General features: G+C 41.4%; 13 protein-coding genes. 2 read left to right on the forward strand and 11 right to left on the reverse strand.

Features of this window, described 5'->3' with window-relative positions; all coding sequences use genetic code 11:
• Positions 1-10: 10 nt before the first annotated feature.
• Genes rlmD through KO530_RS03060 form a run of 5 tightly spaced genes read right to left on the reverse strand, consistent with a single transcriptional unit; the run spans position 11 to position 3,599 of the window.
• On the reverse strand, positions 11-1,465 hold the full coding sequence (gene rlmD / locus KO530_RS03040; protein ID WP_216046924.1) for a 23S rRNA (uracil(1939)-C(5))-methyltransferase RlmD: 1,455 nt from the start codon (positions 1,463-1,465) through the stop codon (positions 11-13).
• A gap of 2 nt (positions 1,466-1,467) precedes the next feature.
• Positions 1,468-1,851 carry a holo-ACP synthase gene (acpS, locus tag KO530_RS03045; protein WP_216046925.1) on the reverse strand — a complete coding sequence of 128 codons (384 nt, stop codon included), beginning with the start codon at positions 1,849-1,851 and terminating at the stop codon, positions 1,468-1,470.
• Position 1,852: 1 nt separating this feature from the next.
• Positions 1,853-2,584, reverse strand: coding sequence for a pyridoxine 5'-phosphate synthase (gene pdxJ / locus KO530_RS03050; RefSeq protein ID WP_216046926.1), 732 nt, complete (start codon positions 2,582-2,584; stop codon positions 1,853-1,855).
• On the reverse strand, positions 2,581-3,309 hold the full coding sequence (gene recO / locus KO530_RS03055; RefSeq protein WP_252728773.1) for a DNA repair protein RecO: 729 nt from the start codon (positions 3,307-3,309) through the stop codon (positions 2,581-2,583). The genes pdxJ and recO overlap by 4 nt, the downstream gene beginning before the upstream one ends.
• An 11-nt stretch (positions 3,310-3,320) precedes the next feature.
• Entirely contained in the window at positions 3,321-3,599 is a 279-nt protein-coding gene (locus tag KO530_RS03060; protein WP_252728775.1) for a hypothetical protein, read from the reverse strand.
• Positions 3,600-3,961: 362 nt separating this feature from the next.
• Between KO530_RS03060 and KO530_RS03065 the strand changes: the two genes are divergently transcribed.
• Positions 3,962-5,425, forward strand: a complete 1,464-nt coding sequence (locus KO530_RS03065) for a sensor domain-containing diguanylate cyclase (protein WP_216046927.1) — start codon at positions 3,962-3,964, stop codon at positions 5,423-5,425.
• A gap of 117 nt (positions 5,426-5,542) precedes the next feature.
• Entirely contained in the window at positions 5,543-6,196 is a 654-nt protein-coding gene (locus KO530_RS03070) for a hypothetical protein (RefSeq protein ID WP_216046928.1), read from the forward strand.
• Here the strand turns inward: KO530_RS03070 and mutT are convergent.
• The 6 genes from mutT to ftsA all read right to left on the reverse strand — a co-directional run bounded on the left by mutT (position 6,168) and on the right by ftsA (position 14,273).
• Positions 6,168-6,557 carry an 8-oxo-dGTP diphosphatase MutT gene (gene mutT / locus KO530_RS03075; protein ID WP_216046929.1) on the reverse strand — a complete coding sequence of 130 codons (390 nt, stop codon included), beginning with the start codon at positions 6,555-6,557 and terminating at the stop codon, positions 6,168-6,170. The two genes, KO530_RS03070 and mutT, sit on opposite strands and share 29 nt — an antisense overlap.
• 56 nt (positions 6,558-6,613) lie before the next feature.
• Positions 6,614-9,334, reverse strand: coding sequence for a preprotein translocase subunit SecA (gene secA, locus KO530_RS03080; RefSeq protein WP_216046930.1), 2,721 nt, complete (start codon positions 9,332-9,334; stop codon positions 6,614-6,616).
• Positions 9,335-9,421: 87 nt separating this feature from the next.
• Positions 9,422-10,324, reverse strand: a complete 903-nt coding sequence (locus tag KO530_RS03085; protein ID WP_216046931.1) for a M23 family metallopeptidase — start codon at positions 10,322-10,324, stop codon at positions 9,422-9,424.
• Between the two features lie 286 nt (positions 10,325-10,610).
• Positions 10,611-11,525 carry a UDP-3-O-acyl-N-acetylglucosamine deacetylase gene (gene lpxC / locus KO530_RS03090; RefSeq protein ID WP_216046932.1) on the reverse strand — a complete coding sequence of 305 codons (915 nt, stop codon included), beginning with the start codon at positions 11,523-11,525 and terminating at the stop codon, positions 10,611-10,613.
• A gap of 267 nt (positions 11,526-11,792) precedes the next feature.
• Positions 11,793-12,959 carry a cell division protein FtsZ gene (gene ftsZ, locus KO530_RS03095; RefSeq protein WP_216046933.1) on the reverse strand — a complete coding sequence of 389 codons (1,167 nt, stop codon included), beginning with the start codon at positions 12,957-12,959 and terminating at the stop codon, positions 11,793-11,795.
• 84 nt (positions 12,960-13,043) lie between these two features.
• Positions 13,044-14,273 (reverse strand): cell division protein FtsA, encoded by a 1,230-nt coding sequence (ftsA, locus tag KO530_RS03100; protein WP_216046934.1) that lies wholly within the window; start codon positions 14,271-14,273, stop codon positions 13,044-13,046.
• Between the last annotated feature and the right edge of the window lie 17 nt (positions 14,274-14,290).

Consider the following 14,290-nt stretch of genomic DNA (forward strand, 5'->3'; position numbering starts at 1 on the left):
CCCAGTAGAGTTACTTTCGTTTATTCAGAGGCACAAATAATGCCATCAATTCAGTGTGTGCAGTTTGTGGAAACATATCCATTACACATAATTTATCGAGTCTATAATTTTTTTCAATTAATTGTGCTGCATCACGGGCGAAAGTGGCAGGATTGCAGGACACATAAAGAATATGAGATGGCTTTAAAGTAGCTAGCTGTTTAACAACAGCCAGTGCACCTTCTCGGGCAGGATCAAGTAACACTTTATTGCAGGTTTCAATTTGCTCATGCTCAGATAATTTTGTGCTATTCAAATCAGAATGAATGAAATGACAATTATTGAGTTTGTTGATAGTTGCATTATGTTGGGCTCTTTGCACCATTTTAGGTACACCTTCGACACCAACTAAACGGTCGCATTGAGCCGCAATGGGCAGGCTAAAATTACCAATTCCGCAAAATAAATCCAAAACAGCGTCAGATTTGTCTAACTCTAGCCAATCCATTGCTTGCTTGATCATGTTCTGATTAACCTGCGGATTTACCTGCACAAAATCATCATTGTGGATCTGCAGACTCAACTTAGGATTAATTTCATAAGCCAACTGCTTATCGCGCTGGGTAACAAACTCTTGTCTGTTTTGCTTATCTTCTAAAATTAACTGTAGACCATATTTTTCAGCAAACTCAGCACATAACGCACAATCTTGGTGACTCAAGGAGTGAATCGTGCGGATACAAACTTGTACACCATTATCAGCGTTTAGCAGACTAACATGACCTATATTTGAAGGTGTTTGCAACTTAGCGAACATTTGTTGTAATGGCTCAATCAACTGCTCAAGTTGTTGGTTAAGCACAGGACATTGTTGCAAGCTAAATATTTTATTACTGCCTTTGGTTCGAAAACCAAGCTTCAACGCATCTGGATTTCTCGCATCGACAGACAACCGTGTTTTACGTCGATACCCCGTTGGACTAGAGTGAAGTGCAGCTTGCCAATCTAAATTGGATTGTTTATCGCTGAACTTGCGCATCTTTTTATTTTTGCCTCCGCGAGTGGCTTTGCTAAGCACCCTTTTCGCCGGTGGCGCAGATTGATTAGTATCCAAGGCGGTGTGTAAGATTAGGTTTTGTATCGCGGCTTGCTTAAATTGCAACATCGCATCGGTTTGGCAATGTTGGGTTTGGCATCCACCACAGACATCAACATGTTCACAAAAAGGAAGCTGTCTAAATTCCGATGGCTGAAGAATGTTGAGTAAACGAGCATTACAGACTTTGCCACGATCTTCTGTTATTTCAACTTCGACGGTTTCGCCAGGTAAAACACCTTCGATAAAAATAAGCGGGTCGTGATCTGCACTAACACCTTGGGCCAAATGATCTAAGTGAGAAATCGTCACGGTAACCCGCCGACCAATCAACTGACTCTTGGAAGCATCACTACTTTTGTTCTTTTTCGGTGAATAGAAGTTAACCATGATTATTTACTCTGCTCCAAAATCACTGTGGCCATTGCATAGTGCTGCTCATCTGAAATAGACACCAAGGCATTATCAATACCACGCTGCTCACACAATTTTGCAAAGTGTCCACTAAAGCGAATTATAGGTTCACCCAACTCACCACTGGTAATTTCGATTTGTTGCCAACCCACACCATTCCCAATCCCCGTACCTAAGGCTTTAACTGCCGCTTCTTTAGCGGCAAATCGCTTCGCTAAATATCGTGAAGGATAAGGGTGTTCACGATAAATCTGCATTTCAGTGGACGTTAAAATACGTAAAGGCAATCGATCTGATTTTTCAAGTTGTTTCTCTAATCGCACTATTTCTATAATGTCTGTACCCAGACCTAAAACGGCCAACTTATGCCCTCGCCTCTAACATCAGTCGTTTCATATCGGCAACCGCAGTGGCTAATCCATCAAACGCAGCACGGGCAATAATCGCATGGCCTATATTCAATTCAATAATTTCATCCAATGCAGCAATCGGTTTGACGTTGTGATAATGCAAACCGTGACCGGCGTTAACCTTTAATCCCAAAGAATGGGCGTAACTTATCCCAGTTTTAAGCTTTTCCAACTCTACTAACATTTGAGCTTCGGTAGTCGCCTCGGCATATTGACCTGTATGTATTTCAATGTACGGCGCGCCCGCTTTTAGCGCAGCATCGATTTGATTCTTTTGCGCATCGATAAATAGCGACACTTGGATATTTTGTTCGCCCAATCGCGAACAAGCCTCTGTTAATTTACTGAGATTACCCGCAACATCTAAACCACCTTCAGTGGTAAGCTCCTGTCTTTTTTCAGGCACCAAGCAACAAAACTCAGGTTTAGTCTGGATAGCTATCGCGAGCATTTCTTCGGTCACTGCCATCTCTAAATTTAAGCGAGTATTGATGGTTTCTCGAAGCAGTCTCACATCGCGATCTTTAATGTGCCGGCGGTCTTCACGCAAGTGAACTGTGATCCCATCAGCGCCTGCGCGCTCTGCAATATCGGCGGCATGCACAGGATCAGGGTATTGGGTTCCTCGCGCATTTCGCAATGTGGCGATGTGATCAATATTCACACCCAAGAAGATATCACTCATTCAGTTCGCTCCAATTTAATAAATAACTCTCTGCTTTTTAACGGTTTATCACCGATAATAGGTTTAAAAGCCATCCGTGTAACACGCTTGGCAACTAGTAAACTTTGTTTGTCCCACTGAAAACTAGCAACATTTTCTAAATCTGTTCCTAGAAAACAATTAGCGGTTTGCTCCACCTGATTAAGACGATAAAAACCGCGATCACTAATGAAACTATAATAGCCATTGGGTTCTAATTTGTCGCCAGAATGACAATCAGATTGCCAATCGAATCCGTAACCAATATTGTGAATCAGACTGATTTCAAATTCCCGTAATACAACTTCAATTGATTCATTGTTAGCAAGGCGAAGCAGGCTGGCCATATAAAGGTCAAACACTTCAGGATATGACACTTCTTTTGGCAATACTCGATTAAGCAGTTCATTCAAATACATTGCGGAAAATAATACTGCACCTTGCAACAAAAAAGCTCTGCCATTTCCTTCAATTTGTGCAAGGTTTTTCAATTCATGCCTTCCACTGAACGTTAGGCTCAGGGGTTGGAATGGCTGTAGAAGACTCTTTTTTTCATTCGACTTGGCGCTTTTACCGCCTCTGACTCCGCGGCACACGGCAGAGATACGCCCCTGTTGCTTAGTGAAAAAATCTACAAGAAAACTGGTTTCCCGATATTGTCGTCGATGAAGAACTAACCCATTGAGCATTGCATTGTGCTCAGCCATCGCCAAAATTCCTAAGCTATTTTGATTCTAACCACTTTCATCGCTTCAAATTCTATTCCCGCAACAGTTTCAACTATTGGGTAATAAGTAAGATTCACCTGACAACCATTGAGGTTTTTGTATTGTTTCTTACGACGAAATTTAAAAGGCACGTCTTGTCCTTCAACCATCACTGTATTCATGATCCAGTCTTCATCTTTGCGTTGTACATGAGAAACTACTTTCATCATCTCGGAATGAATCAAGTTGTCATGTTTATCCAGTAATTTGGAAATGTTGGATTTGGCCATAATCTTCTTAGTCTAAATGTTTAAGGTAAATTTAAGGTAACCAAAGCTAAGTAAATATACTTAAAGACGAAATATTACCTCTTTATTCATCTCTTCTATGGTTGCAGCTTCTGTATAATAACATTTACCGTGTGAAAATGGACAATAAAGCACAATCCTCCTTCCTAGTTACGGATTAAGCCCCTGAGTCTAAATTAAATTGTCCGATAACAAGCCCCTGATTTAGCACGACCTTTAGCCACTAAACGTAACCGCAAAGAGATTTCTTAGTATTTTTTCCGCCTAATTTTTATACTAAAGTTGAATGGTGTTTATTGGCTGGTTTGTTAAAGTCCTACGCTCAGTAAATATAGGTTTAAGTAATGGTCCAAAAATGGCGAAGATACTTCAAGAATAAAGTTATAGTTGCCATAGTTGCATTCATTTTTGCAGTGGCCTTAAGCGCAATTATTTCACTTTTGAAGTCAGTAGAAACACAAAGTCTATTGGAGCAAGAGAGCCTTACCCCTGCCTTCAATTTAGTCTCAGAAGAAATCGTAAAACCTTTGTTTATCGCTGAAACAATAGCGCGGGCATCAAGCCTGAAAACGTTGATGAATGACACAGTTATCGATCAAATCGCAATTGAACAGAAGCTCAAAGATTTATCGGAAGAATTCAAAATGGAGTTTTTTGTTGCCAACGAAAGCAACCGAACTCAATATAATTCCGATGGTCCATCATTGGCTTTGGATGAAAATAAAGTTGAATGGTATTTTCGCGCCAAAAAAACCAAGCATAAAATCGTCGGCATATTAGGCAATCGCCAAGATATACGCATTTATTATGATGTAAAAGTACATAATGACGAAGGTGAGTTTCTTGGGTTCATAGGGCTAAACAAAAAATTAACTACTTTCATAAATGCCTTCGACGATTTTAAAAGACAATATGGTTACGATTTTGTTTTCGTTGATCACAATGACAACATTGTACTGTCTTCTGACACAAACTTGGTAGCTGATGGCAAGCGCATCTTGCAGCTAAATCAACTGCCTTGGTATGCCCCATTTATTTCTAAACGAAATAATATCAACCACTATAACAATTATCTTGTTGAAGTAGCAGGAGATGACTTGCTCATTGCAGAGGCAGATTTCGAGTCATTAAATTGGAAAATGTTTTTAATCAACCCTTTGAAAGTTCGTCAGATTGCTGCAACTGAAGACTTTATAATTCAAACCGTTTACATCATTATCGCAATCTTTACTGCAATTTTGATTATTTGGTTAATCGGCAAGTCGTTACAAGGTGAATTTGCAAAACGCCATCAAAGAGATCCATTAACTCAACTTCCCAATAGAGCACATTTAGCTTGGCACTATGAAAAAGTAGCCAGAATGAATAAATCCATTGCTGTGATAATGGTGGATTTAGATCACTTTAAGGATATAAACGATACTTACGGTCATAGCGTTGGTGATAAGGCATTGTGTGAAGTCGCCACTTTACTTCAGTCTTTTCTAAGGGATATTGATATTGTCGCTAGATGGGGCGGAGAAGAGTTCGTTATTCTGCTCCCTGCAGCGGATATTACGATTGCTAATCACATCGCAGACAGGGCGCGAACAGTTATCGCCAAACATATCTTTGTTGCAGATAAAAAAGTGATTCAAATTACCGCTAGTTTTGGGATAAGCGCAGATACGGGTAAATCTAATTTGACACAACTTATCGACAGTGCAGATGCAGCTTTGTATGAGGCCAAAAATAGCGGGCGTAACAAAGTATGCTCGGTGAAACAGCCCGTACGTAGTAATCCACAAAAGACCTATGCCCACGGATAACCCTTGACTTAGGCTGCCTGCAGTTCACCTGATCACTTCATTTGAGTTGTATTAGTTGCCTAGGCCTTTTGCTATACTCCCTTGCAATTAAAACTGTTCATTTTTTAAGGCTGTAGAGTGGTTAAAACGATCTGGTGTAATGTGGTTTTGCTGTGTTGTTTGCAAATATTAGTGGGCTGCCAGCAAGAGCCAGCCAAAACGGATGCAATGTTGTACCGAGAAGCAACTGTTACGCAAGCACAAATCCCCCTCGATAAAGCCTTGTTGTTATTAACCCCTGAAGTCAGAAATGCCCCTATGGCAAATCTAGATACCTTAATTATTGCCAACCAAGGGTTGCGCGATGCTCGCCAGGTTTATGCAAAAAATAATATTACCCATTATCAAGATGAAAAATTAACTGAGCTCGAAGGGGTAATTCAAGCGTTGGAACCAAACCTGGTAGACAGAGCCAAATCTCTACTCAATCAAGTGGTTGATCGCACATCTGAATTACGTAAACAGATTGAAGAAGCCAAAAACCAACCGTTCAGCGCCAGAGGGAATGACACGGCGCAATTAGTCGAATTCCTTGGCAAACAATATAACGAGGATGTGAAAGACTGTTGCTTGAATCAACTTTCGCAAATTGATCAGTTGCTCAAAAGCAAATCCAAGGAACACAGAGAATTAATCATTTTAATTCGCTCAATCAACCAAGAATTAGCAACTGTTATAAAACAAAAAGACTATGCAGATAAGCTTAAAAGTCGGATTCAAGCTTCGCTATAATGGCTTGATTCGCTGCCGGAAAGGTCAAGCTAGCAAGGCTATCGATAGCCACCCACTGAGTTAGTTGACCTTCTTTTCCGCAGGGCTCATTGCTAAATTGTTCAACTAATTGAATATGTAAACGAACTTGTTTATCTCCGTAATCATGTTCAATTAACATAAATTCAGACTGCGAAACAACATCGATACCAACCTCTTCATGTAACTCGCGCGCTGTGGCTTGGGCAACGGTTTCGTTTGCTTCAATCTTGCCGCCAGGAAACTCCCATAACCCTCCTTGATGCAAATCGTCAGCTCGCTTACTAATAAAGATTAGATTATCCCGTTTAATGACGCCAACCGCCACGTCTACAATTTTCATTCGTTAATTTCCACAAAAAAAGGGCAAAAATGCCCTTTTTATATATTCAAATAAGGTTAACTTAGTTTACCGTGACACTGCTTGTATTTTTTACCTGAACCACAAGGACAGGGATCATTACGGCCAACTTTAGCGCCTTCACGCACTGTTGTTGTAGGTCCAGCGTTAGCACTTTGCTCTGGCTCATTTGGCGATTCATGTTCGTAACTCTTTTGAACTTCATCGGCTTGCCTACGTTGCTCTTCAACTGCTTCAACATCAGATTCGGCTTTAACCCGTACCTTGCTAAGAATGTTGATCACTTCGACTTTAAGATTCTCTAGCATCTCAGAAAATAGTTGGAAAGATTCACGTTTGTATTCTTGTTTTGGATTTTTCTGAGCATAGCCTCGTAAATGAATACCTTGGCGTAAATGATCCATCGCAGCCAAATGTTCTTTCCACGAACTATCCAGATTTTGCAACATGACTGCTTTTTCAAATTGACGCATAACATCTGCACCAACCGCCTCTTCTTTTTCTTTGTAGGCGTCATTTACACCAGCATGGATACGTTCACGTAGCTTTTCTTCGAATAATTTGTCGTCTTCATCTAGCCACTTCTGGATGGGTAATTCCAATAAGAAGTCACCTTGAATACGCTCTTCTAAACCGGCAACATCCCACATCTCTTCAAGAGATTGAGGCGGTATGTAGTCGTCAATAACACTATTGACTACATCTTCTCTGATTGCCTGAATGGTTTCACTGATTTCACCTTCATCTAACAACTCATTACGTTGTTCGTAAATTACTTTACGTTGATCATTGGCTACATCATCATATTCTAAAAGCTGTTTACGCATATCGAAGTTGCGTCCTTCAACTTTACGTTGCGCATTTTCGATGGCACGTGTCACCCAAGGGTGTTCAATAGCTTCACCGTGTTCCATGCCTAAGCGTTTCATCATATTGCCCATTTTTTCAGAAGCAAAAATACGCATTAGTGCATCTTCTAATGATAGATAGAAACGTGAAGAACCTGGGTCACCTTGACGACCAGAACGACCACGTAATTGATTATCAATACGTCTTGATTCGTGACGCTCAGTACCAATGATATGTAGTCCACCAGCTTCAATAACTTTCTTGTGATCTTCTTCCCACTGCGCTTTGATTTTGGCTACTTTTTCAGGTTTAGGGTCATGTATTTTTGCAACTTCAGATTGCCAGTTACCACCCAACACTATATCTGTACCACGACCAGCCATGTTAGTCGCTATTGTCACCGCACCAGGACGACCTGCCTGTGCGACAATATCGGCTTCACGCAAATGTTGTTTGGCGTTCAATACTTCATGGGGAATCTTAGCTTTTTTCAAGACTCGCGAAAGCAACTCTGAATTTTCAATGGAAACTGTACCCACCAAAGTTGGTTGACCACGTTTAACACATTCTTTTATGTCTTCAACTATCGCTTCGTATTTCTCTTCGGCAGTTAGGTAAATTAAGTCTGCTTTATCGTCACGAAGCATAGGTTTGTTGGTTGGAATAACCACAGTTTCCAAACCATAAATATGGTTAAACTCAAATGCTTCAGTATCAGCTGTCCCCGTCATACCTGCCAGTTTTTCATAAAGTCGGAAGTAGTTCTGGAACGTTATTGAGGCAAGTGTTTGGTTTTCGTTTTGAATTTTCACACCTTCTTTAGCTTCAACAGCCTGATGTAAACCTTCTGACCAACGGCGTCCTTCCATAGTACGGCCGGTATGTTCATCAACAATGACTATCTCGTCGCCATTGACTATGTAGTCAACGTCTTTATTAAATAATTTATGGGCTCTCAAAGCAGCATTAACGTGATGCAGTAAAGAAATATTTGAAGCTGCGAATAATGATTCATCCTGCGGCAAGATACCGTTTTCTTTGAGTATTTCTTCAACGTGAATCTGACCACGTTCAGTTAAGTGAATTTGCTTACCTTTTTCATCGATGGTGAAATCACCTTCACCTTCACGGCCCGCTTCATCGCCTTCTTTATCTTCGTCAGCTTGTTGCACTAAATGTGGAATAATTAAGTTAATTTGGCGATATAACTCTGAACTGTCTTCCGCCTGACCAGATATAATAAGTGGTGTTCTGGCTTCATCAATCAGAATGGAATCAACTTCATCTATTACTGCAAAATACAGTTTCTTTTGAACACGGTCATTGGGACTAAACGCCATATTGTCGCGAAGATAATCGAAACCAAATTCGTTGTTGGTACCGTAAGTAATATCCGCTGCGTAGGCTTCTTTTTTCTCAGCATGGGACATACCAGGAACATTACAACCCACTGTCAAACCCAGGAATTCAAATAATGGACGACTCCAATCAGCATCACGTTTAGCCAAGTAATCGTTTACGGTTATAACATGCACGCCCTTACCAGATAAACCATTCAAATAAGCAGGCAACGTAGAAGTAAGGGTTTTACCCTCACCGGTACGCATCTCAGCAATTTTACCTTCATGCAGCACTTGGCCACCGACCATTTGCACATCAAAATGACGCATCGAGAAAACCCGTTTACTGGCTTCTCTTACAACAGCAAAAGCTTCAACCATGATGTCATCTAGACTAACGCCATCTTGAATGCGTTGCTTAAACTCAACCGTTTTAGCTTTAAGCTGCTCATCGTCCAAGGCTTCGAACTCAGGCTCTAAGGCGTTAATTTCGACAACACGTTTGTTAAGTTTTTTTAGCAGGCGGTCATTACGACTACCGAAAATTTTTCTGAATATACTCGAAAACATCGATTTACAGCTTCCAATCTAATAGAGAGATAAAACAATCGGCTCCCAATGGAGCCGATTTTCAAATTTACGTGGTTAAATCACTTATCACTTTCGATAAACAAACGGCAGCGGATCTTGCTGCTTGCCATTTTTAATCACTTCGTAATGCACATGAACGCCTGTTGACCGTCCGGTACTTCCCATAAGGGCTATTTCTTGGCCTTTGGTGACCACATCCCCAATCTTAACACTTATGCCTTGATTGTGACCATAACGTGTGACAAGACCATTGCCATGATCAATCTCAACTAATTGACCATAACCATATCGCTCCCCCGCCCATGTTACTAGGCCAGCTCCGGTAGACACAACAGCGTCACCTTGTTTGCCAGCAAAATCGAGACCTTTATGCATTGTCGGCAAGCCACTAAATGGGTCTTTCCGCACACCATAGTATGAAGATAACCACCCTGAGGTGATTGGACGCCCTTCTAAATGAGTCTGATCGTCTATATGGTGATTCATCATGATGGATTCAAGGGCTGCAAGTTGTTGAGTTTTACTATCTAAGCTTTCAAGCATCGAATCAATGCGCTCCAGCAACTCATTACTGCCTTGAATAGTAATAACTGAATCGGTGATTGGACCACCAACACTACTCAACTCTTGGAAGCCAAACTCATCTTGATTTAAACCAGCTTGTTCTACCAACCTTGCCCCTAACGCATTGACACGTTGAATCTGGCTTTGCACGTCTGCCAAATTAAGCATAATGCCAGCTAATTGTTGTTCTGTTGCTGATTTTAGCTCTGATACGTCTCGTTTTTGCTCAATAAAGCCGCTTTTTGCATACTCTATACGAGCATGAGACTCATCAATCTTATGATTAGTGCGACTTGAAAGCATAACCAGCCCGCATACCAAAACAAAGCCGACAACCAATCGCCGCTTTCCTATGTGATAGGAAAACTCCGTTGATTTGCCTTTATAATGTAGTGTTAAACTCATGTAAGGTATTCTCGTGATTATTTAGCTGGAATGGATACTAAACCTGTTAGCCCTAGGTTAATAGCTCTAATAGGTATCTGGAAACAATCCAACCGATTACTTTTCATACAGTTTCATTGGCTTTTTGTTCGTTATTTTTCGCCAAGCTGCATTTCGTTTTTTTCTAACCCCAAACAATACCTTGTAGAACATTAGGTTATCAAGGTATTTATATGAAGTGTTTTGTTCTTTTAGCCAGATGCTAAACTAAAAAATGCCGCAGATGCGGCATTTTGATGTTCAATAGCTAATTTGCTAAAACTGCAGATGCAAAATGAATGGGGACTTCATCTTGATTTTCGTACGTTACATATTCCCAGCAAGTCTGGTCATTTAACATCGCATTGAGTAGCTTGTTATTTAGACCATGACCTGATTTGTATGCTTTCAACTCACCAACAATACTGTGAGCTCCCAGGTATAAATCGCCTACCGCATCAAGAATTTTATGTTTCAAAAACTCATCTTGATAACGTAAACCTTCAGGATTCAACACTCGGTATTCATCCAGAGCAACTGCATTTTCCATGCTGCCACCCAAGGCCAAATTATTGGCATTCATGTATTCGAAGTCGCGCATAAAACCAAAAGTTCTGGCTCGACTTACCTGATCAACGTAAGAGGATGCATCAAAATCCATCACAATGTGTTGACGAGTTTGACTAATAACTGGGTGTTCAAAATCAATTTTGAAATCCACTCTGAAGCCATCGTAAGGATGAAACTCCGCCCACTTATCGCCGTCTTCAACACGTATGTGTTTAATAATACGAATGAACTTTTTGGGTGCATTTAGCTCTTCAATACCCGCTGATTGCAGCAAGAAAATGAACGGACTCGCGCTGCCGTCCATAATCGGAAGTTCATTACTGTCTACTTCAACAATAATGTTATCGATGCCTAAACCAGCCAGGGCTGAGGATAAATGCTCAACAGTATAGATTGATACCCCGTTTTCATTACTCAAACAGGTACACAGCACTGTGTCGCCTACAGCATTCGCTTTGGCAGGAATATCCACATGGGGCTCAAGATCTATGCGGCGAAATACAATACCAGTATTCGCCGGCGCAGGCCGGAGAGTCATGGAGACCTTTTCACCTTTGTGCAGACCTATCCCTGTTTCTTGCACAGCATGTTTGATTGTGCGTTGCTTTATCATCTAACTGTTGCCTAATCCAAAAACATTATATCAGCTAAAAACCGGCGCGTATTATACTGACCAACTGGTCTAATGTCAAAAATCTGTCATATTTGTTAAACCGCACTTTCACATCTAGTCAGTAATATTGTCAATTTCACATTCGACATCTATCACCTTATGACCAAGCACAGTATAACCCTTCGCGTTTTTAAGCTTTCAAAAATTCGTAATTATCTATCTAGCTATGACCACTAATTCGCCAAAAAATTCAAATTCGGCGAAAAATCAGTCTGCCTGCTTGCGTAAAAATGCAGGAATATCCAAATACTCATAATCAGTATTGGCTTCCGTTTTTTCTTCGGTTGCGACAGCTTTATTCATATCAGTGGCTGTATTACCAATTCGATCACCGCCATCAGGCTGTAATTTGAATTGTTTTGCTTCCGCTGATACCCGTGAGCCTTGACTGCTAACCAATGAGATATCTGGTTTACGTTCTGCACCAATGCCTGTAGCCACAACGGTTACTCGTAATTCATCACTCATATCCATATCAATAACGGTACCTACAACGACGGTTGCATTTTCAGAGGCAAAGGCTTTAACCGCATTACCAACTGTTTCAAACTCATCAATCGCAAAGTCAGGACCAGCAGTGATATTAACCAAAATACCGCGGGCACCAGATAGATCGATATCTTCCAACAATGGACAAGCAATAGCCGCTTCAGACGCTTCTTCTGCACGGTCTTCACCTTTAGCAGAGCCACTTCCCATCATCGCTGTACCCATTTCAGACATCACAGTTTTCACGTCTGCAAAGTCAACGTTTATCAAACCTGGACGCGTGATTAGCTCGGCAATACCCTGAACCGCACCACGTAACACATCATTGGCTTCGCTAAATGCTTTAAGCAATGGCGTACCACGCCCCATTACTTTCAATAACTTTTCGTTAGGAATAGTAATTAATGAATCAACGTATTTTGATAACTCTTCAATACCTTGATCAGCGAATTCTGTACGTTTTTTACCTTCAAACGGAAACGGTTTGGTCACAACAGCAACTGTCAAAATGCCTAATTCTTTAGCCACTTTAGCCACTTCTGGTGCAGCACCTGTTCCTGTTCCACCGCCCATTCCAGCGGTAATAAATACCATGTCAGCACCTTCAAGGGCTTGACGAATATTTTCACGGTCTTCTTCTGCAGCTTGGCGACCTATATTTGGGTTAGCGCCAGCTCCTAGCCCCTTAGTGACACCTGAGCCGATTTGTAAAGTTAGGTTGGCAGATGAACTACGCAAAACTTGGGCGTCAGTGTTTACCGCAATAAACTCTACACCTTCAATACTTTGCGAAACCATGTGCTCAATTGCATTGCCACCGCCGCCGCCGACGCCGATAACCTTGATGACAGCTTCTTCGCTGTGACTATCCATTAATTCAAACATTATTTTTCTCCGATTTTTGCGCGATAAAACATGAGTCGTTAACACCCACGTTCAATTTTTTAAGATCCCGAGATATTTCCATCCTCAGAATTCCCCCTTAAACCAACTTTGAACACGATGCCATAATCCTTCACTGGAGCCGGCTTTTTGCGCCGATTTCGATTGCATGGATTCTTTGCCATATTGCAATAATCCCACTGCAGTTGCGAAACTCGCATCTTCAACGTATTCAGATAATCCTTTCATGCCAATGGGTTCTCCAACTCGAACTGGCATTTGAAACAATTCTTCAGCAAATTCAACGGCACCTTCCATTTTGGCCGAGCCGCCAGTTAACACTATTCCAGCGGCAATTTGCTCTTCCAACCCACTGGCTTTGATCTCTTCATGGATCAATTCAAACAATTCTTGATAACGAGGCTCAATCACCTCAGCCAAAGTGTGTCTAGACATCATTCTTGATGGACGCCCACCGACACTTGGCACTTGTATTTGTTCTTCCATACTCACCATGTCGCGCAGCGCGCAGGCATAGTTAATTTTTATCTCTTCAGCATGATTAATCGGGGTTCTAAATATCTTAGCGATATCACTAGTGATTTGATTTCCTGCCACCGGTATAACCGCGGTATGACGAATAGCACCATCGGTGTACACCACCATGTCTATGGTTCCACCACCGATATCAACAACACAAACACCCAATTCTTTTTCATCATCAGTTAAAACTGCGTAACTCGAGGCCAATGCTGAAAATATCATTTGATCTGCATTGAGTTCACAGCGCTCAACACATTTCACTAAATTCTTCGCCATATCATCAGCGCAAGTAATAATGTGTGCTCTGGCTTCCATTCGAACACCAGACATACCAATAGGGTTTTTTATCCCTTCTTGCACATCGATGGTGTACTCCTGAGGGAGCACATGTAACAAACGACGCTCTAATGCAATAGGCACTGAACGAGCCGCATGTACGACGTTGTCAACATCATCTTGGGTCACTTCCTGATTATTAATCGGTACCATGCCGCTTTCGTTTTGACACTTCACATGACGACCAGATATCGACATAAACACAGAAGATACGCGACAATCAGCCATCAACTCCATTTCGCCTACAGCTCGTTGCACAGACTGTACAAGCAAGTTCAAGTCGTTGACGCCACCTTTATCCATACCTTTGGCTGAATGAGTGCCAACACCGACAATGCTGATATCGCCGTCGTCAAGAATCTCTCCGACCACAGCTTTCACTTTACTTGTGCCCATGTCTAAGCCAACGATTAGATTTCTTTCTGCCACCTTAGACATATTATTTGCTACCCACT

Origin of the sequence: Aliiglaciecola lipolytica (assembly GCF_018860635.1) — a bacterium.
Taxonomy (GTDB): domain Bacteria; phylum Pseudomonadota; class Gammaproteobacteria; order Enterobacterales; family Alteromonadaceae; genus Aliiglaciecola; species Aliiglaciecola lipolytica_A.

Coding starts and splice junctions, on each gene's coding strand:
- rlmD (WP_216046924.1), bottom strand. CDS start 1,465: ATGGTTAACTTCTATTCACCGAAAAAGAACAAAAGTAGTGATGCTTCC.
- pdxJ (WP_216046926.1), bottom strand. CDS start 2,584: ATGAGTGATATCTTCTTGGGTGTGAATATTGATCACATCGCCACATTG.
- recO (WP_252728773.1), bottom strand. CDS start 3,309: ATGGCTGAGCACAATGCAATGCTCAATGGGTTAGTTCTTCATCGACGA.
- KO530_RS03060 (WP_252728775.1), bottom strand. CDS start 3,599: ATGGCCAAATCCAACATTTCCAAATTACTGGATAAACATGACAACTTG.
- KO530_RS03065 (WP_216046927.1), top strand. CDS start 3,962: ATGGTCCAAAAATGGCGAAGATACTTCAAGAATAAAGTTATAGTTGCC.
- mutT (WP_216046929.1), bottom strand. CDS start 6,557: ATGAAAATTGTAGACGTGGCGGTTGGCGTCATTAAACGGGATAATCTA.
- secA (WP_216046930.1), bottom strand. CDS start 9,334: ATGTTTTCGAGTATATTCAGAAAAATTTTCGGTAGTCGTAATGACCGC.
- KO530_RS03085 (WP_216046931.1), bottom strand. CDS start 10,324: ATGAGTTTAACACTACATTATAAAGGCAAATCAACGGAGTTTTCCTAT.
- lpxC (WP_216046932.1), bottom strand. CDS start 11,525: ATGATAAAGCAACGCACAATCAAACATGCTGTGCAAGAAACAGGGATA.
- ftsZ (WP_216046933.1), bottom strand. CDS start 12,959: ATGTTTGAATTAATGGATAGTCACAGCGAAGAAGCTGTCATCAAGGTT.
- ftsA (WP_216046934.1), bottom strand. CDS start 14,273: ATGTCTAAGGTGGCAGAAAGAAATCTAATCGTTGGCTTAGACATGGGC.